Raw genomic sequence first — 25,693 nt, 5'->3', positions numbered from 1 at the left:
ACCAAGGAGACATGACATGACACGCTCAAACGCCAGAGAGGTCGCCGTGCATCTCATTTATGAGATCGACTATACCGGCGAAGACCCTGCCCAGGCCATCGAGACCCGCATGGACCGCAGCTATTACAGCGGCCTTTCTGCGGAGAACGACGTCTATGCAGAGCGCCCCAGCAAAAAGCAGATGGACTATATCCGCACCTGCGTGACGGGTGTCTGCGAGCACGCAGAGGAGCTGGACGCCCTGATCGCCCAGTATGCCGTGCGCTGGAATCTGCACCGGATCTCCCGCCTGACGAAGGCGGCGATGCGGCTTGCCATTTATGAAATGCGCTATGTCGACGATGTGCCGAACGGCGTTGCCATCAACGAGTGCGTGGAGCTGACGCGGAAATATGAGGACGCGCAGGTCGTTTCCTTTGTGAACGGCATCCTCGGCTCCGTGGCGCGCGGCGCAAAGCCGAACACCGAGGCCCCTGCGGACCCGCAGCCTGAGGAAGCACAGCCGGAGGAGACTCCGCCCAAAGAGACGCAGCATGCTCCGGAGGAGGCGCAGCAGCCATGAGGGTGCTCGCCTTCGACACCAGCAACTATACGACCTCGGTCGCGTCGTTCGACGGCACGGCCGGTCACAATATCTCGCGCCTGCTCGATGTGGAGCAGGGCGCACTCGGACTGCGCCAGAGTGATGCGCTGTTCGCCCATGTAAAACGCCTGCCGGAGCTTGCCGACAGGCTGTTTTCGGATATCGGCACGGACGCAGGCTTTGAAGCAGTCGGTGTCAGCACGCGGCCGCGCGCCGTAGAGGGTTCGTACATGCCCTGCTTCCTCGCGGGCGAATCGCAGGCCCGGGTGCTCGGTGCGGCGCTCGGCGTGCCCGTCCTGCCGTTTTCGCATCAGCAGGGGCACATCGCGGCCTCACTGTGGGGCTCCGGCCATATGGAGCTGATGGACGAGCCGCATCTGGCCTGGCATCTTTCCGGCGGTACGACGGAGCTTCTGCGCGTCACGCCGGAGGGGAAGGGCAGCGTGCATGCCGAGAGGATCGGCGGCACGACGGACATCTCCGCCGGTCAGCTCATCGACCGGACCGGCAAGCTGCTCGGCCTGCCGTTTCCGTCCGGCAAGCACATCGACGCCCTGAGCCGGTCCGCGCAGGACCGGCAGGTCTTCCGCGTCAAGGTGCAGGGGACCACATTCTCCCTTTCCGGCGTGCAGAACAAGGTCGAACAGTATCACGCGGCCGGAAATTCCCCGGAGGAGACGGCGGGCTATGCGCTGCGCTGCCTCATCGGCGCCATCGTCCGCGCGACGGAGAACGCGCTGCTGGAGTATCCCGGCAGCAGCGTCGTGTTTGCAGGCGGTGTTGCATCGAACACGCTGCTGCGCAGCAGCTGCGCGGCACTTCCGGCCATTTTCTGTCCGCCGCAGTTCGCCACGGACAACGCCCTCGGCGTTGCCGTTCTGACCTGGAGGGCGCTGCATGGCTGAGATCTTTGAGGTATCGCAGATCAACGAGTATCTGCGACAGCGCTTTGAAGCAGACGAATTTCTCGGCTCGCTGCTCATCCGCGGTGAGCTGAGCAACTATAAAATTTACCCCTCCGGCCATCACTATTTCACGCTGAAGGACAGCCAGAGCGCCATCCGCTGCGTCATGTTCAAGGGCAGCGCCATGCGCCTGCGTTTCCGGCCGGAGACGGGTATGAAGGTCATTGCGGGCGGGCGCATTGCCGTGTTCCCGCGTGACGGAGCCTACCAGCTCTACTGCACGTCGCTCACGCCGGAGGGCGTCGGCGATCTGCATGTCGCCTTTGAGCAGCTCAAGCTGAAGCTGCAGGCTGAGGGCCTGTTCGCCCGCGAGCGCAAGCAGGCCCTGCCGCGCTTCCCGCACCGCATCGCCATCATCACGTCCTCCGCGGGCGCGGCTCTGCACGACATGCTGCGCATCCTGCGCAAGCGCTACCCGCTGACGGAGGTCAAGCTGCTCGGCGTCCGTGTGCAGGGGGCCGAGGCTCCGGCGGAGATCGCCGGGGCGATCCGCTACGCCAACCGCTGGGAGCTGGCCGACCTCATCATCACCGGACGCGGCGGCGGCTCCATGGAGGACCTTTGGGCCTTCAACGACGAACGCGTGGCCCGCGCCATTGCCGATTCGCATATTCCGGTCATCTCGGCCGTCGGCCATGAGCCGGATGTGACGATCTCGGACTTCGTGGCCGATCTGCGCGCAGCGACGCCGTCGAACGCAGCCGAGCTGGCCGTGCCGGACCAGACGGAGCTGCGCCAGCATCTGGCCGCCCAGCGCGCCATGCTGCTCACGCTGATGACGCGCCGCCTGAAGCAGGAACGCCAGCGTGTGGCCCAGCTGACCGGAGCGCGCGCCCTGCGCGACCCGAAAAACTATATCGACGACCGCCGCATGCAGCTCGACTATACGCAGCGCCGCCTGATTGCCGCCTTGCAGCGGCTCGTGGCGCAGCAGCGCGAGCGCTTTGTCCGGCTGACGTCGAAGCTCGACGCGATGAGCCCGCTGAAGGTCCTCTCGCGCGGCTATTCTATGACATTTGACGCGCAGGGCCATGTGGTGCGGAGCGTCCGCACGCTGTCCTGCGGCGACCGGATCACCGTCCGGCTCGCGGACGGCCGCGCCTCTGCCGAGGTGCGGGAAATACAGGAGGATGCAACATGAGCACGGAATCGATCACATTTGAACAATCTCTGCAGCGGCTCGATGAGATCGTCCGCCGCATGGAAAAGGGCGACGTCCCGCTGGAGGAGGCCCTCTCGCTGTTTGAGGAGGGCACGCGGCTGGCAGGCTCCTGCAGCCGCCTGCTGGACGAAGCGGAGCTGAAGGTCGTTCAGCTCACCAAGGGCGCAGACGGCGCCCCGCAGGAAACGGAGCTTGCCGATGCTGGAATTTGAAGCGCTGCTGCGCAGCTATGCCGACCGCGTGGAGGGCTATCTCCACTCCTGCTTTACGGATGCGGACGAGCCGCAGCAGGTCCTGTTTGACGCCATGCGCTACAGCCTGCTTGCCGGGGGAAAGCGCCTTCGCCCTGTGCTGGCGCAGGCCTTCTGCGAGCTGTGCGGCGGCAGCGCCATGGACGCCCTGCCGTTTGCTGCCGCCGTAGAGATGGTGCATACCTACAGCCTCATCCACGATGATCTGCCGTGCATGGACAATGACGATTACCGCCGCGGCCGCCTGACGAACCACAAGGTCTACGGCGAGGCGACGGCCGTTCTGGCGGGCGACGCCCTGCTGACGGCCGCATTCGGCCATCTTGCCGCAGCCCCGCTGCCCGCGTCCCGCGTCGTTAAGGCCACGCGGGTGCTCTCGCTGTGCGCGGGCGAGCTCGGTATGGTCGGCGGGCAGGTGCTGGACATGGAGGCCGAGCACCGCGTCTGCACGGAGGAGGAGGTCCTCGCCATCCAGTCGCGCAAAACGGGCGCGCTCATCTCGGCTGCCTGCCAGCTCGGCGTCATCGCAGCCGGCGGCAGCCCGGCCCAGCAGCAGGCAGCGGCGGATTACGCTGCAAGCCTCGGGCTGGCCTTCCAGATCGAGGATGATATTCTGGATGTCGTCGGCGATGCCGCAAAGCTCGGCAAGGCGACCGGCATGGACCAGAACAAAAATACATTCGTCCGGCTGCACGGCGTGGAAGCCTGCCGTGCCCGCATCACGGAAGAAACGCAGCGCGCGGTCGCTGCGCTCGCGCCGTTCGGTCAGGCGGAGTTCCTGACGGAGCTGGCGCAGCGCCTGACGAGTCGCGATCACTGAGGAGAAAAACCATGAAAGCACTGCTTCACAGCCTTCTGGAGGCCGCTACCCTTGGCAGACCGGTCGTCCTCTGCACCGTCGTGCATTCCGGCGGCTCCGCACCGCGCAGCGCAGGCGCGCATATGGCCGTGTTCGCCGACGGCAGTACCCGCGGCACCGTCGGCGGCGGCCGCCTGGAGCTGCTCGCCGCAAAGGAGGGCCTGTCGCTTCTGCAGCGGCAGACCTCGGCCCTGCGGGCCTATGACCTCTCGGAGCGCGAGGGCGGCATCGGCATGGCCTGCGGCGGCAATGTCATCGTGTCGTATCTCTATCTCGGCCCGGAGCAGGCGGACTTCGTGCGCGCCATGGCGGCTGCGTTCGACGCCACGGCGCCCTGCTGGCTGAAGCTCGTCATTGCCGAAGACGGCAGAACGGACGTTTCGCTTTCGAACGGGGCGGACCGTTCCCTGTGCGCGGCCCAGCCGGTCTGGATGCCGGGAACGCCTGCTGTTTATACCGAGCCGCTCACGCAGCCGGGGCGCGTCTACCTCTTCGGCGCGGGCCATGTCGGGCAGGCGCTCGTGCCGGTGCTGGAATATGTCGGCTTTGCCGTGACGGTCTATGACCCGCGGCAGGAGCTGGCCGAGAGATTCTCCGATGTGATCTGCGCGCCGTATGCAGAGCTGGAGGATCATGTCACGCTCACGCCGTATGACAGCGTCGTCGTCATGACGCCGGGCCACATGGCGGACTTTGAGGTCCTGCACCGCATCCTGCGCCATCCGCTGTCCTACATCGGCTGCATCGGCAGCCGGAACAAGGCGGCCAAGACGCGCGACCTGCTGCGGCAGGAGGGCTTCTCCGAAGAGGCCATTGCGTCTGTCCATCTGCCCATCGGCCTGCCGATCCTGGCGCAGACCCCGGCGGAGATCGCCATCAGCATTGCGGGCGAAATGATCCGCTGCCGTGCCGAGGCGGCACAGAAACGCTAAAAAAACGGAGCGCTTTCCAGCCGGAAAGCGCTCCGAAATTTTTCTGCCTTACAGTGTTTTGATGGCGTCGATCAGCGCGTCGACATCCTCCTGCGTTGTGGACCAGCTCGTGGCGAAGCGGGCAACGCTGTGCTCCTCGTCGACCTTGCCCCAGGTGTGGAAGGCAATCTTCTGCTGCAGGGCACGGACGGCCTTGTTCTCCATGATGAGGAACTGCAGGTTCGTCGGCGAATGAAGATAGAACTGCAGGCCACGCGCATCGAAGGCATCGCGGATCTGCATGGCCATGTTGATGGCGTGCTTGCTGATGCGGAAATACAGGTCGTCCGTAAACAGCGTGTCGAACTGCAGGCCGAGCAGGCGGCCCTTGGCCAGCAGCGCGCCGTGCTGTTTGGCAATGGTGGAGAAATATCGCGGCATGTTGTGCTTTGTAAAGACTGCGGCCTCGCCGAACAGCGCGCCGACCTTCGTGCCGCCGATGTAGAACACGTCGCACAGCTGGGCCAGCTCCGGCAGGGTAATGTCGCACTTCGGGCTCATCAGACCGTAGCCGAGGCGCGCGCCGTCGATGTAGAGTGGGATATTGTACCAGCGGCAGACGCTGGCCAGCTCGACGAGCTCACGCTTGGTGTAGAGCGTGCCGAACTCCGTCGGGTAGGAGATGTAGACCATGCCGGGATAGACAAAATGCTGGTGACTCGCATCCTGCCAGTAGTCCTTCATATACATCCAGACATCTTCGGCGCGGAGCTTGCCGTCGTAGACGGGCAGGGCGATGACCTTGTGGCCCGTGAATTCGATGGCGCCGGCCTCGTGGTCGCTGATGTGGCCGGTCTGCGCGGCGATCACGCCGCCGTAGGACGGCAGCATGGAGTCGATGACGACGGCGTTCGTCTGCGTGCCGCCGACCATGAAGAAAACGTCGGCGCCGGGACAGTCACAGGCCGCGCGGATCTTTTCCTTTGCGCTCTCGCAGTATTTGTCGCTGCCGTAGCCGGGGAGCTGCTCCAGATTCGTCTCGTTCAGACGGCGCAGGATCTCTACCCGCGCGCCCGCAGTATAATCGCTCTCAAAAGAATGCATAGCTGTCACTCCTGCGGCAATCAGCCTGTCATTACAGCGCGGGCATTCTTTGCCCGTTTGTCCGCTGTGCAACTACAAGTTTAGCACGGCAGAGCGGCCTTGTCAAGCGCTGTTTCGCCTTTCCGCGGGCCGATTCGCCGTATATCACGCCCGGCCGGCTGCGCAGGATCGGCCCGGCGGAACAGGAACGGATGGAACTATTTCGGCGGGCTGAATATTCATTATTTTGAAATATTTCCGATATTTTCGCTTGCTAATGAGGAAAACATTGGAAAAACCATTGTACCGGTAGAAAATCGCGGGATATTTTTTGGAAAAACCGACAAAGGATACTTGTATATTTCCCGTCGTTATGGTATGATGTTATTGGTGGCGCAGTATCCTAGTCAAAGCGCGCCGGTTTCGAAGAAGGGCCTAAAAATCCTTTTAAGGGCATATCGATGAAGTCCCTGGTGCTTGCTTTTTTCGCCCAGATCAGGGTGGGTGCTGGGGGTTAAGGTCTCCGGGCGAGGTGTAACGGCATATACCGACCGACCCGGTTTCCGTGGAGACCTGCTCTTGTGCGACAGCCGTTCCGTATCTGCGGGTACCCGGACTGCGTACGAAGCAGGATTGAACCTGCATTGCGGTGCACAGAATCGTGTGCTGTGTGTAGCGTAGCCTGCCTTGCGTGGGTATGCGGGAATAGGGGAGCGACGCGTCAGCCGCCGTGGCCGCGGCGATTGGCGATATTGCCCCTTGAAACCATGCCTGCAAAAGAGGATAGAGCCGGTGCGTAATGCTGTGGAAAACACCTAGGCTGACTGTTCATTCAGGGCATGCAGAGGATTACAGTGCGGACTAAGTGGCAATCGGGTACCGGATGCGGCAACGCTCCGGCTTTGGCTTTAAATGGAAACAGCCGTCCGGCGACGGGCGGCAGCGACTGGGGAAATCCAACCCGACCTAAGCCGCAGGCTTTACTCTGTCTGCTGCCACCATTCTTTAGAAATTCTTGGCTTGTGGGCCCGGCCCACAGACTTCAGTGTTTCCGGAGGAGATATTTTTGAGCGCAAACCATACGGAGCCTCCCTCAAAAGGGAAGCGAAAAAAGAAAAACAGTCATATTCGCTGGATCGTCACAGTCTTTTTTGTGGCAGTCGTAATTTCCTCGACGATCTCGTTCTTTTCCTCCACAGTGCTGGAGGGGGCAGGGCTTGTCGAGGCATTTCTTGTACTTTTGCTGATCGTGGCGCTAGGCATCGTGTTCGATATCATCGGCGTGGCTGTGATGTCGGCCGAGGAGAAGCCCTTCCATGCCATGGCGGCCAAAAAGGTCCCCGGCGCTGCCGAGGCTCTGCACCTGCTGCGCAATGCGGAAAAGGTCTCGAGCTTCTGCAATGACGTCGTGGGCGATATCTGCGGCGTCGTATCCGGCTCGGCTTCCGCCGTTGTGGCCGTGCGCGCTCTTACCATGCTCAATTCCGAAACGGTGGCACAGCTGATCATGTCCGCGCTGGTGTCCGGTGTAACAATCGCCGGCAAGGCCTGCGGCAAGAATATCGCCACCGGCAAGGCGACGCAGATCGTGCATACGACCTCCAAGCTGATCTACTACATCAAGTCACTCTTTACCGGCAAGCTCCCGAAGAAAAAGAAAAAGTGACAGTCTGAGGGTGTGTCATTTTTGACTTTATTAGATACCATCAATTCCCGCGAGGCGCTGTGCGCGCTGAATGACGCGCAGCTGCGCCAGCTTTGCGACGAGATTCGACAGTTTCTGGTGCTGAATGTCGCCCGGACGGGCGGTCATCTGGCCTCGAACCTCGGCGTTGTCGAGCTGAGTGTTGCGCTGGAGCGGGTATTCGATACGAGCCGTGACCGGCTCCTGTTCGACGTGGGGCATCAGTCCTATGTCCACAAGATCCTGACCGGCCGGCGGGACGAATTCCGCACACTGCGTATGTTCGGCGGCCTTGCGGGCTTCCCAAAGCCGTCGGAGAGCGTGACGGACCCGTTTGTGGCCGGTCACGCCTCCAGCTCCGTCTCCACCGCCCTCGGCATGGCGCGTGCCCGCACGCTGCAGCATGAGGACTATCACGTCGTGGCCCTGATGGGCGACGGCGCAATGACCGGCGGCCTGGCCTATGAGGCCATGAACGATGCCGGGGAGAGCAGCGAGCAGCTCATCGTTATCCTGAATGACAACGGCATGTCCATCACGCCGAACGTCGGCGGCATTGCCCAGCATCTTGCGCTCATCCGCACGCGGCCGGGCTATTACCGCATCAAAAAGGCCTATCGCGCCGTCACGGCAAAGGTGCCCGGCGGAAAGTGCCTCTACCGCCTGACGCACCGGCTCAAGGAGCACTGGAAGCGTATGCTCTTCGGCACGACGTTCTTTGAGGAGATGGGCTTTGAATATTATGGCCCTGTAGATGGGCATGATCTGAAACGGCTGGAATATATGCTCCGGCTCGTCAAGGACCGCCGGCATCCGGTCCTGCTGCACGTCATCACGCAGAAGGGCAAGGGCTACGCGCCTGCTGAGGAGAACCCCGATGTGTTCCACGGCATCGGCCATTTCGACCCCGAAAAGGGGATGGAGCCGCGCTGCGGCCATCTTCCGACATTTTCCGACACATTCAGCGAAACGATTGACGCGCTCGGCGCACAGGAGCCGCGCATCTGCGCCATTACAGCTGCCATGCTGCGCGGGACCGGCCTCGATGCCTTTGCAGCCCACTATCCGGAGCGCTGCTTCGATGTCGGCATTGCAGAGGGACACGCCGTCTCCATGGCGGGCGGCCTTGCCAAGCAGGGGATGATCCCCGTTGTTGCGATCTATTCCACATTCCTGCAGCGCGCTTATGACATGCTGCTGCAGGATGTTGCCATGCTCGGACTGCATGTCGTATTTGCCGTAGACCGCGCCGGCCTTGTCGGCGGGGATGGCGAGACGCACCACGGCGTGTTCGACGTGAATTATCTGCGCTCTGTGCCCGGCATGCAGGTCCTGTGCCCCGCCAGTCAGGCGGAGCTGGGTCAGATGCTGCGCCGCGCTGTGCTGGAGATGACCGGCCCGGTTGCCGTGCGCTATCCCCGCGGGTGCGACGGCACGTTTACCGGCATCGCAGAGCAGCCGTGCCTGCGCGAGGGGAGCGACATTACCCTCGTCACCTACGGGACGCTCGTCAACGAGGTGCTTGCCGCGGCAAAGCTGCTCGAAGCGCGCGGTATTTCCGCCGAGGTCCTGAAGCTGCCCTCCATCAAGCCGCTCGATGTCCGCACCGTCGCCGCCTCCATGCGGAAGACGGGCCGCCTGCTCGTGGCAGAGGAGTCCGTGTGCATCGGCTGCGTCGGCAAGGAGCTGTTGGCGTCGCTCCGTGCTCGCGGAGTGGGCGGGCCTGTGCGGCTGTGCAATCTCGGCGACCGCTTTATTCCCCACGGCGCGGTGCCGGAGCTGTACCGCCTGGCGGGGTTGGACGCAAAATCTCTTGCTGACGCTGCCTGGGAGGTATGTCAGAATGAAGCATAAGGAACGATTGGATGTCGTTCTCGTGGAGCGCGGCCTGTGCGACAGCCGAAGCAAGGCGCAGGCGCTCATCATGTCCGGCGAGGTCTATGTCAACGGGCAGAAATCGGACAAGGCCGGTACGCCGGTCGAGGACGAGGCCGTTGTAGAGCTGCGGGGCAATCCCTGCCCCTACGTCAGCCGCGGCGGCCTGAAGCTTGAAAAGGCGCTGCGCGACTTCGGCGTCGATCCGACCGGCTTCGTCTGCAGCGACTCGGGCGCCTCGACGGGCGGCTTTACGGACTGCCTGCTGCAGAAGGGCGCGAAGAAGGTCTTCGCCATCGATGTCGGCTATGGCCAGCTTGCCTGGAGCATCCGGCAGGACCCGCGCGTGGTGTGCATGGAGCGGACGAACATCCGCTATGTCACGCCGGAGCAGCTCGGAGAGCCGCTGGACCTGTCCGTTGTGGATGTTTCCTTCATTTCCCTGCGGATCGTCCTGCCCGCCATCCGTGCACTGCTGAAGCCGACGGGGCAGATCCTCTGCCTCATCAAGCCGCAGTTCGAGGCCGGCCGGGAGAAGGTCGGCAAGAAGGGCGTCGTCCGCGACCCGGCCGTCCATGAGGAGGTCCTGCAGAATTTTCTGGCGCTGGCTGCGGAGCTGGAGCTGACCGTCCGCAACCTGACGTTTTCCCCGGTGCGCGGCCCCGAGGGCAACATTGAATTTCTTGGCCATCTGAGCATGGAGCCGCAGGGCGGCATCACGCCGGATGTTCCTGCGCTCGTTGCACAGGCGCACGCAGAACTCAGGGGATAAGCTATGAAAAAGATCGTCTTGACGCCGAATCCCTACCGGGACCGGAACTTCAAATATGTCACGCTCGCCGATAAGCTCCTGCGCGAGGCTGGGCTGGAAACGCGCATCTGCCTCGCCTTCGATGTGGACCGCAGCTTCGAGCTGCCGGACAATGTTGTTCTGACGGAGCTGAACCATGAGCTGCGCGATGCCGATCTACTCGTCTGCTTCGGCGGCGACGGCACGATCCTCCATGCCTCCAAGGCCGCAACAAAGGCCGGAATCCCGGTCCTCGGCGTGAACATCGGCACCATGGGCTTCATGGCGGAGCTGGAGAGCAGCGAGCTCAAGGAGCTGCGACGCCTTGCGGATGACGATTTCTCCGTCGAGCCGCGCATGATGCTCCATGTCCGCGCGGAGCACGAGGGACGCGTCATTCTGGAGGAGGACGCGCTGAACGACGCCGTCATCACGAAGGGCGCGGTCGCCCGCGTGGTGCAGATGTCCGTGCAGGGCGACGGCGTGGATATGATGTCCTTCAGCGGCGACGGGCTGATCGTCTGCACGCCGACCGGTTCCACGGCCTATTCCATGTCGGCTGGCGGCCCGCTGGTCGAGCCTGCTGCACAGAATATTGTGCTCACGCCGATCTGCGCCCACGATATGCAGACACGTGCCATCGTTACGTCTGCAGACCGCGAGATCACGGTGCAGCTTGCCCGCACCGGCCGCAAAAACGCCTTTCTTTCCGTGGACGGCGGCAAGGCTGTCCGCCTGAGCAGCGGCGATCGCATTACCATACGCCGCTCTGAGCATGTCACACGGCTGCTCCGCCTGACCGGACGCAGCTTTTTCGAGATCATACAAAATAAATTCAGGTAGGTGGGAACCATGAAAAACGATCGTCAGAAAAAAATCATCGAGCTTGTGGAGAACCGGTGTATCGAGACGCAGGAGCAGCTGCTCGATCAGCTCCGCCAGTGCGGCTTCCACAGCACCCAGGCCACCGTTTCCCGCGATATCAAGGAGCTGCAGATCGTAAAATCCCTCGACGGCATGGGAGGCTATCGCTATTGCCTGCCGCACCGCGTGGAGGGCGAGAAGTTTGGCGCGCGCTTCCGCGTGATCTTCCGCGAATGCGTCACGAACATCGACTACGCCCAGAATATCATCGTCATCAAGACCATGCCCGGTCTCGGCGCAGCCGCGGGTGCGAACATCGACTCGCTAAAGATGCCGAACATGGTCGGCTCGCTGTCCGGCGACGATACGACGCTCGTCATCATGCGCGACAAGGAATCTGCCGCGGAGTTCTGCCGCGAGCTGCACCGCATGCTCGAGTAAGGAGCCGCCATGCTTCGCCTGCTGCACATTGAGAATATCGCCGTGATCGAGCAGGCGGATATCCTGTTTGAGCGCGGCTTTAACGTCATGACCGGCGAGACCGGCGCGGGCAAATCCATCGTCATCGACGCGATCTCCGCCATTCTCGGCGAGCGCGCCTACCGCGATATGATCCGCACGGGCGCGGCGCGCGCCGCTGTTCGCGCCATTTTTGACGATGTGCCGGAGCTTGCGTGGTTTGCCGAGAACAGTGTGCCCTATGACACGGAGGTCGTCGTACAGCGTGAGATCTATCTGGACGGAAAGAATCTCTGCCGCGTGAACGGCGTGGCCGTCACGGTCGGCATTCTGCGGAGGCTCGGCCTTCAGCTCATCAACATCCACGGCCAGCACGACTCCGCAGCGCTGTTCGATGAGAACTACCATCTGACATTTCTGGACAGCTTCGCTGCCGATGCGCCGCTGCTGGAGCAGTACCGCGCGCAGTTTTCCGCCATGCAGAGCCTGCAGCACGAAATGGCGCACCTGCGCATGGACGAGAGCGAGAAGCTTCGCCGCACGGAGACGCTGCGCTATCAGATCGATGAGATCGAGCGTGCGGCTCTGAAGCCGGATGAGGATACGCAGCTCGAGGCCCGCCGCCGTCTGCTGCAGAACGCCGAAAAGCTCTCGGACGGCCTGCGCGACGCTGCCGCCTGTCTGGACGGCGGGGACGAGGCGCAGGGCGCGGCGGCTCTCCTGACGCAGGCAGAGCGCGATCTGGCGCACAGTGCGCGCTTTGATGAATCGCTGCAGCCACTGCACGACACGATCGCAGACCTGATGTATCAGGCGCAGGACGCCGCCGAGCAGCTCCGTGACCGTCTGTACCGCCTGTCGTACTCCGCAGACGAGCTGGAGCAGCTTGAGGAGCGCCTCGACCTGCTGCACCGCCTGCGCCGGAAATACGGCGCGGACTGCGCGGCCATTCTGGACTACCTTGCCAGGGCAAAAGCGGAGCTGGAGGAGATCGAGTTCTCCGACGAGCGCCTGCAGCAGCTGGAAAAGCAGGTCGCCGCGGCGGAAAAGCAGGCACGGGAAACGGCCCTTCGCCTGCGCGAATGCCGGAAAGCGGCCTCAGAGGCCCTGACGGCGCGCGTGCTGGACGAGCTTTCCCAGCTGGATATGAAGAAAGTACAATTTGCCTGCCGCTTCACGGAGACGGATCTGACGCAGGACGGCATGGACGCCGTTTCGTTCTACATGTCCGCCAACCTCGGCGAAGCGCTCAAGCCGCTGAGCAAGGTCGCCTCGGGCGGCGAGTTGGCGCGCATCATGCTGGCGCTGAAAAACGTGCTGGCCGAGAGAGACCATGTGCCGACGCTGATCTTCGACGAGGTCGACACCGGTGTCTCCGGCCGGGCCGCTCAGCGTGTAGCGGAAAAGCTCCGCGCCCTGTCCCGCACGAAGCAGATCCTGTGCGTAACGCATCTGCCGCAGATCGCTGCGCTGGCGGACACGCATTTCCGCATCGCCAAGGCAGAGCACGACGGCCGCACGTTCACGAGCGTGACGCCGCTCGACTTTGAGGGGCGCAAGGCAGAGCTGGCCCGCATCATCGGCGGCGCGAGCATCACGCCGACCACGCTGCAGAGCGCGGCGGAAATGCTGGAAAGTCGGACTTGACAAAGCACCGGTTTTCTGTTAGGATACCCATAGGAAAACGCTGTGATGGAATGAAGTACCCCCGTGCTCCACGCGCAGAGAGCCGCCGGTCGGTGTAAGGCGGCAGGGAAGCGGGGCGAAATACCTTCCGGAGCGGCCGGCCTGAACCTGCAGTAGGGCCGGACGGGTGCGCCCGATATCGCGCAGGAGTGTGGCTGCACTCCCCGAGCCCGCCGCTGCGAAGTGCCGGGGATGACGAGGTGGTACCGCGTAGTTTTACGCCCTCTGTCCATTGGACAGAGGGCGTTTTTTATGACAATAACAGGAGGAACTTATGAAACTTTATGACGAACTGGTCGCCCGCGGCTTGATCGCGCAGGTGACGAATGAAGAAGCGATCCGCGAAATGATCGACAACGGCAAGGCCACGTTCTATATCGGCTTTGACTGCACGGCAGACTCCCTGCATGTCGGCCATTTCATGGCCCTGTGCCTGATGAAGCGCCTGCAGATGGCGGGCAATAAGCCCATCGCCCTCATCGGCGACGGCACGACGATGATCGGCGACCCGTCGGGCCGCACCGACATGCGCCAGATGCTCACTGAGGAGACCATTGCGTATAATGCGGAGTGCTTCAAGCGCCAGATGGAGAAATTCATCGACTTCTCCGACGGCAAGGCGATTATGCTGCGCAACTCTGCCTGGCTGAAGCCGCTGAACTATATCGAGCTGCTGCGCGAGGTCGGCGCCTGCTTCTCCGTCAACAACATGCTGCGCGCCGAGTGCTACAAGCAGCGCATGGAGAAGGGCCTGTCCTTCCTTGAATTCAACTACATGATCATGCAGAGCTACGACTTCTACTACATGTTCCAGCACTACGGCTGCAACATGGAATTCGGCGGCAACGATCAGTGGAGCAACATGCTTGGTGGCACGGAGCTCATCCGCCGCAAGCTCGGCAAGGACGCCCACGCCATGACCATCACGCTGCTGCTCAACTCCGAGGGCAAGAAGATGGGCAAGACAGCCAAGGGCGCAGTCTGGCTCGATCCGAACAAGACGACGCCTTTCGACTTTTTCCAGTACTGGCGCAATATCGACGATGCCGACGTCATGAAGTGCCTGCGCATGCTGACCTTCCTCCCGCTCGAGGAGATCAACGCCATGGAGGGCTGGGAAGGCAGCCAGCTCAACAAGGCCAAGGAAATTCTCGCCTATGAGCTGACGAAGCTCGTCCACGGCGAGGAAGAGGCCAATAAGGCCCGTGATGCGGCGAAGGCTCTGTTCCTCAGCGGCGCGAACGATGCCAATATGCCGACAACGGAGCTGACGGAGAGCCAGCTCACGGATGGCAGAATCGGCATTCTGGACCTGATGCTCGCCTGCAAGCTCGCGCCCACGAAGTCCGAGGCGCGCCGTCTCGTCCAGCAGGGCGGCGTGTTCGCTGATGACGAGAAGGTTGCATCCATCGACGTTGTCTTCACGGGCGAGCAGCTCAAGAACGGCGTCAAGCTCCGCAAGGGCAAGAAGGTCTTCCACAAGGCTGTTCTTGCATGCTGACGTTTCGCACTGCGGCGGAGCCCGACTTTGAGCATGTGAACCGGCTGGCCCGGCAGGTGCACGAGCTGCACGTCTCGCTGCACCCCGATCTCTATCGCTCCGTCAAGCATCCCATCTCCTGTGAGGAATTCCGGGAGATGGTGGAGCGGGATCAGCTCGTGGTGGCCTGCCGCGGGGAGCACATCGTGGCCTATGCCGCCTTTGCCGTGCGGGACTTTGATGGCGCGTCGATCCTGCCGCGCCGCGTGATGATGCTCGACGCGCTGTGTGTCGACGGCCCGTGCCGCAGGCAGGGCATCGCACATGCCATGCTCGAGGAGCTGTGCCGCCGTGGCCGCGCGCTGGGCTGTACGGACCTGCAGCTGGCCTGTGACAGCCGCAATACGTCGGCACTGGCCTTTTATGAAGCGCAGGGCATGCAGCGCAAGCTCATCCAGTTCCGCAAAAAGCTCTGACACGAAAAATCAGGGCGCATCATGCGCCCTGAAAAGCCTCGCAGAGTTCGCCGCCCGCAGGCGGCGAATCCAATAGGATCATTTTCTCCGGCGGCGTGTACGTCGGAGAAAATACAAATCAGTCCGTTAGTGTGCGAATCGCCCGCTTTTGGCGGGCGATTCGTGCGCGCAGCGGACTGAAATCTTTTTGTTGGAAAAGCCGAAAGACTTTTCCAACAGTCGGTTTAAAGGCCCGTCATGGCTTCCAGAACGGCCCATTCTTCCATATCAAGGCCCTTGCTCATGCTGAGCGCCTCATCGATATCGATGTCGAAGATCTTGCCCTGATGTACGCCGACGATGCGGTTCGTGCTGCCCGCCGCAAGGATCTCCACGGCGCGATAGCCCATACGCGTTGCCATGACGCGGTCGCGGGCTGTGGGGGAACCACCGCGCTGCACATGGCCGAGGACGGTCACGCGCGGATCGAGCGCGATCTCATCGCGGATGCGGTTGGCGACGTCGAAGGCGCTGCCTGCGCCCTCCGCAACGACGACCATATAGTGCGTAAAGCCGTTCAGACGGGCATTGCGGATCTTTTCGATGATCTCGGTGTCGAAGCTCTCCTTGCTCTCCGGCACGAGGACGGCCGTCGCGCCGACGGCAAGGCCGACATACAGCGCCAGATGACCGGCGTTGCGGCCCATGACTTCCACGACGGAGCAGCGCTCGTGCGACTGCATGGTGTCGCGCAGCTTATCGATGCACTCAATGGCCGTGTTGGCTGCCGTGTCAAAGCCGATGCAGTAATCCGTGCAGGCGATGTCGTTGTCGATCGTGCCGGGGAGACCGACGACGGAGATGCCGTATTTCGACAGGGCCAGCGCGCCGCGGAACGTGCCGTCGCCACCGATGGCGACAATGCCGTCCAGCCCGAGGAGCTTGCAGGTGCTGACGGCCTTCTTCTGGCCCTCCTCCGTGCGGAATTCCTCGCTGCGGGCGGTGTAGAGGATCGTGCCGCCGCGGTCGATGATATGTGCCACGCTGCGCTCGTCCAGACGGACAATGTCGCCGTTGATCAGACCGTTCCAGCCGCGGCGGATGCCTACGACCTCGATGCCGCGGTACACGGCGGCACGGACAACGGAACGAACGGCCGCATTCATACCGGGGGCGTCGCCGCCGCTCGTGAGCACGCCGATGCGCTTCACTGCATTTTTCTTGGTTTCACTCATACGATTACCACCAGTCTGCCGCTGACGCGGCACGAATTATCGACCCTATTTTACCGTATTTTTCAAAAAGCCGCAATAGGGAAATTCTTACGATTGTCCAAAAGCAGGCAAAAAGATCACCCTGTCAGTGAAGCTGCTCCGGCAGGAGCGTCGTATATACGGCGTCGCAGAGGGCAGCCACGGCCTCACGGTCGATGGTGTAGTAAATGCGGCTCTCGCCCTTGCGGGCGCGGACGAGGCCTGCCTCGAGCAGCAGGCTCATATGGCGCGAGATGGTAGCGGTCGTCAGTCCCATTTCCCGGGAAAGCTGCTGGCAGTAGGACGGCTGACGCGCGCAGCGGCGCAGCAGCTCGAACTTGCTCCGGTCCGCGACGAGCTTGAGCAGACTGCAGATGCCGTCGTCCGTCATCTGCAGGCGGTCGACGCGGAAGTTCTCGTGCAGCAGCACGCCGAGGTAGACCTGACGGCAGTCACTGCACGCCAGCTCGTCATAGGTATAGATCATATCGCCGCCTGCCACGAGGCTGAGGTTGATATAGGTGTCCATTTCGGCCAGCTGCATGCTCTGGTTCGTAAATCGCTCCAGCAGCTCCGAAAAGGCGTGTTTCGCAAAATACTGCTCCCAGTGGTCGTAGACCGGCTGCAGCTGCGGCAGGATCCGCGGCAGAATATCCTGCACCCGCTGCGCGGCAGGGCGCAGAAGGGCGGAAAGCTCGTCAAACATCGCAGAATAGTTCGTCAGCAGCTTATAAAGCCGCCAGCGGTACTGCTCCTCGATCATCAGGCCGTCCAGCTGCTCGGACAGCGGCGGGATCGTCTGCCCCGGCTCCGCCGCATAGAAGCTGATGCCGCCGGAATTGATGTCCCGCAGGAGATAGGGGCCGTTCAGCCGCTCCTCGGCGGACTGCCGGGTGCGCTGCAGCGACTGCTCCAGATCGGTCGTCCGGATATCGAGGAAGCTGAAGATCATCAGCTTGGCAAGGCAGGTATTCTGCCACTTGCTCTCCGTCTCCCACTTGCGGAAGAACGTCTCCAGAGCCGGGCCGTCCTCCAGTCCGGTGCAGGCTGCCTCTGCCACCTTCGCGGCAAGCGTGCAGCTCTGCTCGATCTGCTCCCGCTCCGTGCGGGTGAGCTTGGAACCGAATTTCTGGAGCAGATCCCGCTTGCGCCCCTCGACGGACAGGCCGTTTACGTGCTGATACAGGGCCTCGACGGTCTCATACAGCACTACAGGGGAGCGTAAAACGATCTGCTTCATGATGCATTCTCCTTTCACACTTTTCTTCCCTCCGAAACTTTCGGCTGGGCAGATGTTTAGCAAGCAGAGCCCCCGGCAATGCCGGGGGCTCTATGTGTTTATGTGCCCATTATATCATATGCTTGCGGGAAATGCCACGTTTATTTCTCCACGACAGCCGCGAAGCGATGCAGGATAGCGGCAGCCTGTGCGCGGCTTGCCGTTGCCTTCGGCATGAGATCCTGTCCGTCGCCCTTGACGAGCCCGGCCTTCACGGCCCAGCCCATGGCCTCGCGGGCATAATCGCTGACGCTGGCAGCATCGCGGAAGGCATCGAGCGTTCCGGCCTCGGTCTTCACGCCGCAGAACTTGGCATAGCGGAAGAAGATCGTGACCATCTGCTCGCGCGTGACGGCGGAATCCGGATCAAACGTCCCGTCGCCCATGCCGAGCACGATGCCGTTCTCGTTGGCCCAGGCAACAGCCTTGGCATAGTAGCTGTCAGCCGCGACATCGCGGAAGTTCGCCTCTGCCTTCGGCTCCGGAGAACCGACCATGCGGTACAGGACCGTGACGAGCTGACCGCGGGTGAGTGCCTGCTCCGGTGCGAACAGGCCGTTTCCGACGCCCTGGAAGATGCCGTTCTCCACGGCCCAGCGGACGTCCTCACAGAACCAGTCCGTCTCGGACACGTCGGCGAAGCTCAGCACGAAGCGGTACTGCGCCGTGACGGTGAGGTCCTTGCGGATGTTCGAGAAGTCGGCATCCCAGCCGGTGAAGGTGTAGCCCTCGCGCGCCGGGGCCTCCGGTGCTGCGGCAGCCTCGCCCCAGAATACGGACTGAGAAGACAGCTCCGTGCCGTCGTAGTCCACGAAGCGGACCGTGAACGACAGGCGTTCATACTGCGCCATGAGGATGCGGCTCTCGGTGACGTTCGTGTAGTCGCCGCTCCAGCCGGTGAAGGTGTAGCCCTCACGCGCCGGCGCCTGCGGCGCTTCGGCGTCCTCGCCGTAGCTGACCTCCTGCGTCTTCAGGACCGTGCCGTTCCAATCCGTGAAGAAGACGGTGCAGGTCTTGACCGCATACAGGGCCGTGACGGTCATATCACAGGTAACGGCGGAGACATCACCGCTCCAGCCGACGAAGGTGTAGCCCTCGCGTGCCGGGGAAGCGGGCAGCTCCGCAGCCTCGCCATGCAGGACGGTCTGGACGGAGAGCTCCGTGCCGTCATAGTCCACAAAGCGGACGGTGTAGGAATTCTGCTCGTAATTTGCCGTAATGGTGCAGTCGGCGGTGATGTTTCTGCCGTCTGCGCTCCAGCCGGTGAAGTGGTAACCCTCGTGCCACGGCGTGACCTCCGGCAGGACGGCGTCCTCGCCGTATTCCACGGGCAGCGCGGTAAAGACATTGCCGGTCAGACCGTCTGCAAGGCTGACGGTGTAGGTGTTGCGCGCGAACAGGACAGTGACCGTCGTATTGCTGCGGATGTGCTCAAGCGTGAGCGTGTTGTCCTCGCAGGCGGTGATCTCACCGTTTACGAGCACACGGTCGGTGTGATAGCCCTCGTTCGGCTGGATCGTGAGCTTCAGCTCGCCGTCGTAGAAGCAGGCCGTCTCGCCGAGCGGATCGACGGTACCGTTCTCTCCGGCGATGACGTTGACCGTCAGCTTGTCGGACAGGCCGTCATACAGGGCCAGAACGTCCATATCCTGCTGCACGTTCGACGTGTCTGCGGACCAGCCGGTGAAGGCGGCTTCCTCGCGCTGCGGCTCGGGCGGCAGCATGGCGGCATGACCTTCGGCAACGGGCTGCTCCAGCAGGACGCTGTGATCGACATCGAGGAAGCGCACGGTGTGGAACGTGGCCGGGGCGATGGGGTATTCGCCCCACTTGATCTCGCCGGACGGCGCCCACGTCGCAGCCTTGGCTGCGTCATAGTAGATGGTAAAATCGCTGGCAGTCTTGGCAAAGATGTTCGCGCCGACGCTGTCCGGACGGTCGCCGAGGAAGTAGGCCTCATGCATGCCCTTGCAGTAGTTGAACGCGCTGGCATAGATCGACTGCACCGTGCTGCCGATGACGCAGCGCTTCATGTCCTTGCAGAAGCTGAAGGCATACTGGCCGAGCAGCTCGATGGCGGGCAGAGTCACGAATTCCAGACCCGTGCTGGAGAAGGCGTTTGCGCCGATGGCTCGCAGCGCGCCGGTGCCGGTGAGGTACGTCAGCGTGCTGAGATTGGCGCAGGCGTAGGTATCGATAAGCTGGACGGAATTGGCCAGGTCGATATGCTTCAGTGCCTTCGCAGTGGAGAATGCGCGCTCCTCGAGCTTTTCAACGCCCGTCAGGCGGATATTCTCGAGGTACTTGCAGGAGTGGAAGGCGTAGCTGCCGACGGTGCGGACGGTGTCCGGCGTCTCATAGCTGACGTCCGGGCGGCCTGCCGGGTAGACAAGCAGGTGCGTGACAGCCTTGTCATAGAGCACGCCGTCGACCGTGGCATAGGCCGCGCAGCTCTCCGGCAGCTCGAAGGCGGTGACGCCGTCGTCATACTGGAAGGCCTTGAAGTGGATGCTCGTGATCGTTGCGGGAAGCTTCAGTACGCCGGTCAGTGCGATGCCCGCCATACCGAACTCATCGATGGTCTCAAGGATGGGGGAGACGGTGACGGCCTGCAGCAGCTGCGGCTCATAGATGCCGTAGGGGCCGATGTGCTTCACGGTCTCCGGCATGGTAAAGGAGGCATCCGGACGGCCCTGCGGATAGAGGACCAGCGTATCGACGTTCTTGTTGTAGAGCACGCCGTCCACGCCCTTGAAGTTCGGGTTCGCCTCGTCCACGACAAAGCGCTCGAGCTTGTGGCAGTAGTTAAAGCACATGCTGCCGATGGAGGCAAGGCCCTTGCCGAACACAACCTCCTGCAGGGAGCTGCAGCGGTTAAAGGCGGACGTGCCGATGGACTCCACGGAATCCGGCAGGACGATGCGGGTCAGCTTTCCGCAGCCATAGAAGGCAAAATCGCCGATGGTCTTGAGGGATTCGCTGAAATTGAATTCCGTCAGCGCGGTGATGTTGTAGAAGCTGCGCTCGCCAATTTCCGTCACGCCTGCGGGCAGGGTCACGGATGTCATGGCGGCATAATAGAATGCCGATTCGCCGATGTAGGTCAGACCGGCGGGCAGCTCCGTATTGCCGAGCTTCTTGCAGGAGCGGAACGCACCCTTTTCGATGCGGGTAACGGTAGAGGGGATGACGACCTCAGTCAGCGCATTGCAGCTGGAGAACATTTCCTCCGGGATGGCGGTCATGCCCTCAGGCAGCTCCACGCGCGGGAGCTTCGAGGCGGAGCTGAACACGCCGCTGCCGTATTCCTGCGTTTTGGCGGACAGGTGCAGCTCCAGCAGGTTGGACAGGCCGTTGAAGGCGGAGTTGCCGATCTTCTGCACGCTGTCCGGAATGGTCAGGGTGCTGATGCCCTTCAGACCCATGAAGGCGCGTGCACCGATCTCGCGGAGGTTCTGACTCAGCACGAGCGTTTTCGCCGTGGAGCAGCTGTTGAACGCAGCGGATTCGACCAGCTCCACGCTGTCCGGCAGGACGATTTCCGTGATCTTCGAGCAGCCGCCGAAGGCGCAGGAACCAATTTCACGGACCGAGGTACCGAAGTCGACATTGGCGAGCCTGCTGCACTTATAGAACGCATACTCGCCAATCGTCTTCATGCCGCTGCCGAGGCGAACGGTGGTCAGCGCGGTGCAGTAATAGACGGAGTATTTGCCGGTATCCTGCAGACCGTTACCGGAGTCGAACGTCTTGACGGCGGTGCACCATGCAAAGGCGTATTCGCCGATGGAACGCATGCTGTCCGGGAAGGACAGGCTCGTCAGAGCCTTGCAGGAATAGAAGGCACGCTCGCCGATGGTCTCAAGCTTCGGGGCATCCGGCAGGGACTTGAGCGCAGTGCAGGAATAGAAGGCACTGTCGCCGATCGCGCGCAGGCTTGCGCAGCCGTCAATGGACTGCATGCCGGTGTAGGCAAAGGCATAAGCCTCCAGCTCCACGACGCTGTCCGGAACGGTGAACGTGACGCCGGACTTGGCGAAGGGATAGACCTTCAGAACGGTCATATCCTTCGTGTAGAGCACGCCGTCTACGGCGGTGTAGTTCGGGTTCTCTGCCGCAACGGTGATGGCGGGCAGGCTCGTGCAGGCCGCCCAGGCGGACTCGCCGATTTGCGTGATCGTAGCGGGAATATCCACCGCCGTCAGGCTCTGGCAGGCGAAGAACGCGGAATCGCCGATGCTCGTCAGAGCGGTGGGGAAATTGATGGACGAAAGCTCGCCTGCATAGTAGAAGGCGTAATCACCGATGGTGCTGACGGTATCCGGCAGGAAGATCGTCTGCACCTTGCTGTGGAAGAAGGCATACTCGCCGATGGTCTCCGTGCCGCTGGCCACGGGATAGCTGCTGTAGGCCTTGGCGGTCGGATACGACAGGAGCGTCTTGCCGTCGCCGCTGTAGAGCACGCCGTCAATGGACTGGTAGTACGGGTTGGCGCGGTCAACGTAAATGTTTGTCAGCGAAGCGCAGCGAGCAAAGGCACACGAGCCGATGGAGCGGATCTTGCTGCCAATCGTGAAGCTGCGGACGGTCTTGTTGAGCTGGAAGGCCTTCTCCGCAATGGCAGTGACGGGGTAGCCGCCGATCTCGTCCGGGATAACGACGTCCAGCTCCGAGCCGGTGTAGCCAGTGATGGTGATCTCGCCATTGCTCTCAAAATACTCAAACTGCGAGGATTCGATGAGCTTGCCGGTCTTGGCATCGAGCGTGACGACCTTTTCATTGCGTCCGTAGTCCGCAAGGCAGACATAGACCTTGTTGAGGCTCGATACGTTCACGCGGACCGTCGCGGTCTCGCCGGGGGTCTTGCTGCTGTAGCCCTGGCTGAAGACCGGCTCGGAGAACACGTTCATGTGCTCTACGTCATAGACCTCCACATAAGCAAGGTAACGGGAATCCGCGACCTCGAGCGTCAGCGTCTCGCCGTCGGACGTCGAAGACAGGATCTGCGGGGGCGTATTGTCGATGGTGACGGGGAACTCCCAGTGGGCATTTTTGTTCTGCGCCGCCGTGAAGCCGTCGTGATCGAGCTCGGCGTCAATGGAGACGATGACAGTCGTGTCATCCTTCAGCATCTCACCGGCCGAATCCACGCCGTACCACGGGTCGATGGCCGTCGAGGTGAAGGAGCCCGCGGGGAGGATTGTGTCGTAATTCGCATTATAGACGGACTTGCCGACATAATCGACCGTCTTGCGGTAATAGGTCTCACCAGTTTTGGCGTCCGTAATGCGATAGGTCAGGGACTTTGCATTACGAAGCAGAGCGGTGTAGATCAGGTCGACCTTGTCATAATAGCCGTCCGTGCGCAGGGGAGAGAGCGTATTGTGCTCCGGATAGTAGGCCAGCTCCGGCGCATAGGGGTTGCCGCCGAACACATAGAAGCTGCCCGTTCCGGAGAGCATGCTGCCGCCGTAGTTCAGATACTGGCTGGCCCAGTTCGGCTCGCCCTGCAGCTTCTGCCAGTAGTAGCCGATGTCGATGACCGGGGCCTGATCCCAGTCGCCGTAGAAGGCAAGGTAGGGGATAGAAAGGTCGCAGCCCGTGACGCCCTCGGCCGTTGCCTGCTGCTTCAGGGTAATGTAGCCCTCAATGTAAATGCCGTTTTCAAACGTGTCCGTAAGCTCCTTGCGCAGCGCATCGGAGAGCTTGACCGTCACGGTCACATCTGCCGTGCCCTTGGCGGGAACGGTCACAACGTTGTTTGCGCAGTTCGTCGTCCACGTCGTCTGCGCCGTGATATCGCGCGAGGTCTGCGTGGCAAAATAGACCTGTACGTTGCCGTAATCGCCCTTCGTTTCGGCGTTTTCCGTCAGGACGGTCGGGGTGATGGCGTACTGCAGCGGCTCCGTGCCGAAGTTCACCACGCGGAACGTCATCTGATATTCACCGGTCTTGTCGGGATCGTCGCCGAGCTCCAGCTTCGGGCGCTCCTTGCCCTCGACCTGCAGATAGGCCTTCGTCGCCATAGCGGAGGCAAGGTTCACAAGACCTGCGCCCTGCTTGCGCGGGGACGCCGTCACGCCGTTGCTGCCCTTGGCCGGGACGGCCGTGCTCATCATCAGCGCGTAGGCCAGCGTCATGGCGTCGCCCTCGATGCCCGCCGTGCGGAGGTACTCCAGCATCAGTGCGCTGGCACCCGCCAGATGCGGCGTCGCCATGGACGTGCCGGACATCAGGCCATAGGAATTGTTGTCGCGGGAAGAATAGATGTTGCCGCCGGGAGCCATGATGTCCGGCGTGATCTCCAGCTGGGACGTCGAGCCCCAGGACGAGAACGAGGAGGGCTGGCCGCCCGTCTCGGAGGGAGCGTCATAGGTCGAGTTGGAAACGGTCAGCGTCCCGACGCCGTCCTTGGCGGCTGCGACCATTGCCTGACCGTCTGCCTGCGAGATAAAGATCGCAGGGATCGGGAACGAGTCGATGCTCATGTTGATCATGCCCGCCTCGGTGTTATAGACGATGCAGGCTGCCGCACCCTTGGCGTGGGCCATTTCGTGCTTTTCCGCAAACGTCGTAACGCCGCGGCTGACGAGCACGACCTTGCCCTTGACATTCAGGTTGGCGTAATCCGCCTCCTCGCCGCTGCCTGGCACGACGACATAGTCAAGCGTCTTGCCGCCGAGCACGCGGATGAAGCCGCCCTCGGGGTTGTTCGTCGTGGCCGTATCCGTGAACGTGATCTTGCGTCCGGCCGCTTCAAAGTAGGCACTGCGGACGGTCACGTTGTCGGCGCTCGCCACGGACAGGGTCTGGGAATAGGAGCTCGGGGAGCCGACGATGCCGTAGTCCGGGTTGGACGTCAGCGACAGGTCCGTGCCCCACAGGTTCTTATAGGCGGCGGAGTATTCGTTGCCTGCGGCCGCCGCAACGATGATGCCGGCCTTGGCCAAACGGTCATAGACCTCCATCGTGCTCAGCAGGTCGCTGCGGTAAGTAAAGCCGGCGGGGGAGCCGAGCGAGAGGTTCACGACGTCGACGCCGAGCGTGACGCAGTCTTCCAGCGCGGCAAGGATATCATCGGAGTTTGCGCCGGTGCTGCTGTCCGGGAAGACCTTCAGGATCATGAGCTGAGCCTGCGGCGCAACGCCGGTGACGCTGCCGTCCGCGGGGTTGGCTGCAACGATACCGGCAACGTGCGTGCCGTGGTCGGAGCCGCCGTGATGGTTGACGTCCGTGTCGTGATCGGCATAGTCGAACACATAACAAGGCGCTGCGCCTGCAGCGTGTCTGCGGAAAGAATCTCATCGATGTCGCCCCGCACGACGGCAGGCGACTTGGGATCGACGGCAAAGGCCGCGTGGTCGGTGTCAAGACCGGTGTCCAGCACGGCGACGACCATGCCGGAGCCGTCCATGCCGAGATTCCAGGCTGTCGGCGCGCCGATCATGCCGCCGCCGGAGGTAACCTTCGGCTCCGTAGGGAGCTCATAGGTCTGCACCATATGGACTGCCTTGACGCCCGGCAGAGCTTCCAGTTCCGCGATATGGCCATAGGCGCATTCCAGCGCAATACCGTTGAGCAGGAGAGAATAGGAATAGCGCACGGAAGCCTCCGGTGCGGCCTCGGCAATCTTCGCTTCGACCTGCTCCTGTGCCGCAATGGCGTTCTGCTGCGCTGTGCGGCCCGCATCCGTCAGAGCCTTTCCTGCGAACATGCCGCTCTGCTCCGTCAGGGCGGGAGCGTCGAGCTCCACGATGACGCGGACAAGATCGGTGTCCTTCGGGGTCTCCGGCTGCAGCGCTTCGAGCTCTGCGTCCTTGCTTCCCTGCAGGATCGCGCCGAGATCGGAGCCCTCCGGAAGCTGTGCCGCTTCCTCAGCCGGTTCCGGGTTAACGACCGGCTCATCCGGCTGCACGGCGGATACGGCCGGGATGCACCCCAGCGTCAGTACCAGCACCAGCAGGAGCGCCAGCGCGCGTTGAAATCTTGCTTTCATTTGGTTACCTCCCTTTTTCTTTTCCTGATATTACGCGTGTATTACGCGTGCGCGAAAT

The 25,693-nt window shown here is 62.3% G+C and carries 18 protein-coding genes and 1 other annotated feature; of the genes, 14 read left to right on the top strand and 4 right to left on the bottom strand.

What is annotated here, in order from left to right; genetic code table 11:
- Nucleotides 1-16 precede the first annotated feature (16 nt).
- Genes nusB through xdhC form a run of 6 tightly spaced genes read left to right on the top strand, consistent with a single transcriptional unit; the run spans nt 17 to nt 4,752 of the window.
- The gene (gene nusB / locus ACMKFF_RS02015; RefSeq protein ID WP_419495878.1) at nt 17-562 is read left to right on the top strand and encodes a transcription antitermination factor NusB; all 546 of its coding nucleotides are present in this window, start codon (nt 17-19) and stop codon (nt 560-562) included.
- Nucleotides 559-1,488 (top strand): DNA-binding protein, encoded by a 930-nt coding sequence (locus tag ACMKFF_RS02010; RefSeq protein WP_419495877.1) that lies wholly within the window; start codon nt 559-561, stop codon nt 1,486-1,488. Before nusB ends, ACMKFF_RS02010 begins: the two co-directional genes overlap by 4 nt.
- Nucleotides 1,481-2,689 (top strand): exodeoxyribonuclease VII large subunit, encoded by a 1,209-nt coding sequence (xseA, locus tag ACMKFF_RS02005; RefSeq protein ID WP_419495876.1) that lies wholly within the window; start codon nt 1,481-1,483, stop codon nt 2,687-2,689. Before ACMKFF_RS02010 ends, xseA begins: the two co-directional genes overlap by 8 nt.
- Complete coding sequence (xseB, locus tag ACMKFF_RS02000; protein ID WP_349135361.1) at nt 2,686-2,922, top strand: exodeoxyribonuclease VII small subunit; 237 nt, start codon at nt 2,686-2,688, stop codon at nt 2,920-2,922. The genes xseA and xseB overlap by 4 nt, the downstream gene beginning before the upstream one ends.
- Nucleotides 2,909-3,781, top strand: coding sequence for a polyprenyl synthetase family protein (locus tag ACMKFF_RS01995; protein ID WP_367927695.1), 873 nt, complete (start codon nt 2,909-2,911; stop codon nt 3,779-3,781). The genes xseB and ACMKFF_RS01995 overlap by 14 nt, the downstream gene beginning before the upstream one ends.
- Nucleotides 3,782-3,792: 11 nt before the next feature.
- Nucleotides 3,793-4,752 (top strand): xanthine dehydrogenase accessory protein XdhC, encoded by a 960-nt coding sequence (xdhC, locus tag ACMKFF_RS01990; RefSeq protein ID WP_419495875.1) that lies wholly within the window; start codon nt 3,793-3,795, stop codon nt 4,750-4,752.
- Between the two features lie 48 nt (nt 4,753-4,800).
- Here the strand turns inward: xdhC and ACMKFF_RS01985 are convergent, their stop codons facing one another.
- Nucleotides 4,801-5,835, bottom strand: coding sequence for a threonine aldolase family protein (locus tag ACMKFF_RS01985; protein ID WP_419495874.1), 1,035 nt, complete (start codon nt 5,833-5,835; stop codon nt 4,801-4,803).
- Between the two features lie 1,132 nt (nt 5,836-6,967).
- On the opposite strand from ACMKFF_RS01985, the gene ACMKFF_RS01980 reads away from it, so the two are divergent.
- From ACMKFF_RS01980 to ACMKFF_RS01945, 8 genes are all read left to right on the top strand, one after another.
- Entirely contained in the window at nt 6,968-7,480 is a 513-nt protein-coding gene (locus tag ACMKFF_RS01980) for a hypothetical protein (RefSeq protein ID WP_367927698.1), read from the top strand.
- Nucleotides 7,481-7,501: 21 nt separating this feature from the next.
- Nucleotides 7,502-9,352 (top strand): 1-deoxy-D-xylulose-5-phosphate synthase, encoded by a 1,851-nt coding sequence (gene dxs, locus ACMKFF_RS01975; RefSeq protein WP_419495873.1) that lies wholly within the window; start codon nt 7,502-7,504, stop codon nt 9,350-9,352.
- On the top strand, nt 9,342-10,145 hold the full coding sequence (locus tag ACMKFF_RS01970) for a TlyA family RNA methyltransferase (RefSeq protein ID WP_349135355.1): 804 nt from the start codon (nt 9,342-9,344) through the stop codon (nt 10,143-10,145). Before dxs ends, ACMKFF_RS01970 begins: the two co-directional genes overlap by 11 nt.
- Before the next feature lie 3 nt (nt 10,146-10,148).
- Entirely contained in the window at nt 10,149-11,006 is an 858-nt protein-coding gene (locus ACMKFF_RS01965; protein WP_349135354.1) for an NAD(+)/NADH kinase, read from the top strand.
- 9 nt (nt 11,007-11,015) lie between these two features.
- Nucleotides 11,016-11,468, top strand: coding sequence for an arginine repressor (locus tag ACMKFF_RS01960; protein ID WP_349135353.1), 453 nt, complete (start codon nt 11,016-11,018; stop codon nt 11,466-11,468).
- Nucleotides 11,469-11,477: 9 nt separating this feature from the next.
- The gene (gene recN / locus ACMKFF_RS01955; RefSeq protein ID WP_419495872.1) at nt 11,478-13,133 is read left to right on the top strand and encodes a DNA repair protein RecN; all 1,656 of its coding nucleotides are present in this window, start codon (nt 11,478-11,480) and stop codon (nt 13,131-13,133) included.
- Nucleotides 13,134-13,166: 33 nt separating this feature from the next.
- Nucleotides 13,167-13,401, top strand: a binding site (T-box leader).
- 45 nt (nt 13,402-13,446) lie between these two features.
- The gene (tyrS, locus tag ACMKFF_RS01950) at nt 13,447-14,673 is read left to right on the top strand and encodes a tyrosine--tRNA ligase (protein WP_419495871.1); all 1,227 of its coding nucleotides are present in this window, start codon (nt 13,447-13,449) and stop codon (nt 14,671-14,673) included.
- Complete coding sequence (locus tag ACMKFF_RS01945; protein ID WP_417325317.1) at nt 14,667-15,128, top strand: GNAT family N-acetyltransferase; 462 nt, start codon at nt 14,667-14,669, stop codon at nt 15,126-15,128. Before tyrS ends, ACMKFF_RS01945 begins: the two co-directional genes overlap by 7 nt.
- Nucleotides 15,129-15,352: 224 nt before the next feature.
- On the opposite strand, the gene pfkA is transcribed toward ACMKFF_RS01945, so the two are convergent.
- The 3 genes from pfkA to ACMKFF_RS01930 form a co-directional block, all read right to left on the bottom strand.
- Nucleotides 15,353-16,342 (bottom strand): 6-phosphofructokinase, encoded by a 990-nt coding sequence (pfkA, locus tag ACMKFF_RS01940; protein ID WP_419495870.1) that lies wholly within the window; start codon nt 16,340-16,342, stop codon nt 15,353-15,355.
- 124 nt (nt 16,343-16,466) lie between these two features.
- Nucleotides 16,467-17,600 (bottom strand): ArsR/SmtB family transcription factor, encoded by a 1,134-nt coding sequence (locus tag ACMKFF_RS01935; RefSeq protein ID WP_419495869.1) that lies wholly within the window; start codon nt 17,598-17,600, stop codon nt 16,467-16,469.
- Between the two features lie 140 nt (nt 17,601-17,740).
- On the bottom strand, nt 17,741-24,898 hold the full coding sequence (locus tag ACMKFF_RS01930; protein ID WP_419495868.1) for a leucine-rich repeat protein: 7,158 nt from the start codon (nt 24,896-24,898) through the stop codon (nt 17,741-17,743).
- Nucleotides 24,899-25,693 lie beyond the last annotated feature (795 nt).

Source organism: Faecousia sp., assembly GCF_048519415.1.
In the GTDB taxonomy this organism is placed as follows: domain Bacteria; phylum Bacillota; class Clostridia; order Oscillospirales; family Oscillospiraceae; genus JAZOXB01.
This window is presented reverse-complemented; position numbering and strand designations above follow the sequence as displayed.

Excerpts from the sequence above, each read along its gene's own strand:
- ACMKFF_RS01965 (WP_349135354.1), top strand. The coding sequence starts at position 10,149 with ATGAAAAAGATCGTCTTGACGCCGAATCCCTACCGGGACCGGAACTTC.
- ACMKFF_RS01945 (WP_417325317.1), top strand. The coding sequence starts at position 14,667 with ATGCTGACGTTTCGCACTGCGGCGGAGCCCGACTTTGAGCATGTGAAC.
- recN (WP_419495872.1), top strand. The coding sequence starts at position 11,478 with ATGCTTCGCCTGCTGCACATTGAGAATATCGCCGTGATCGAGCAGGCG.
- ACMKFF_RS01935 (WP_419495869.1), bottom strand. The coding sequence starts at position 17,600 with ATGAAGCAGATCGTTTTACGCTCCCCTGTAGTGCTGTATGAGACCGTC.
- xseB (WP_349135361.1), top strand. The coding sequence starts at position 2,686 with ATGAGCACGGAATCGATCACATTTGAACAATCTCTGCAGCGGCTCGAT.
- ACMKFF_RS01960 (WP_349135353.1), top strand. The coding sequence starts at position 11,016 with ATGAAAAACGATCGTCAGAAAAAAATCATCGAGCTTGTGGAGAACCGG.
- xseA (WP_419495876.1), top strand. The coding sequence starts at position 1,481 with ATGGCTGAGATCTTTGAGGTATCGCAGATCAACGAGTATCTGCGACAG.
- ACMKFF_RS01970 (WP_349135355.1), top strand. The coding sequence starts at position 9,342 with ATGAAGCATAAGGAACGATTGGATGTCGTTCTCGTGGAGCGCGGCCTG.
- ACMKFF_RS01985 (WP_419495874.1), bottom strand. The coding sequence starts at position 5,835 with ATGCATTCTTTTGAGAGCGATTATACTGCGGGCGCGCGGGTAGAGATC.
- ACMKFF_RS01995 (WP_367927695.1), top strand. The coding sequence starts at position 2,909 with ATGCTGGAATTTGAAGCGCTGCTGCGCAGCTATGCCGACCGCGTGGAG.
- ACMKFF_RS02010 (WP_419495877.1), top strand. The coding sequence starts at position 559 with ATGAGGGTGCTCGCCTTCGACACCAGCAACTATACGACCTCGGTCGCG.
- xdhC (WP_419495875.1), top strand. The coding sequence starts at position 3,793 with ATGAAAGCACTGCTTCACAGCCTTCTGGAGGCCGCTACCCTTGGCAGA.
- tyrS (WP_419495871.1), top strand. The coding sequence starts at position 13,447 with ATGAAACTTTATGACGAACTGGTCGCCCGCGGCTTGATCGCGCAGGTG.
- pfkA (WP_419495870.1), bottom strand. The coding sequence starts at position 16,342 with ATGAGTGAAACCAAGAAAAATGCAGTGAAGCGCATCGGCGTGCTCACG.
- nusB (WP_419495878.1), top strand. The coding sequence starts at position 17 with ATGACACGCTCAAACGCCAGAGAGGTCGCCGTGCATCTCATTTATGAG.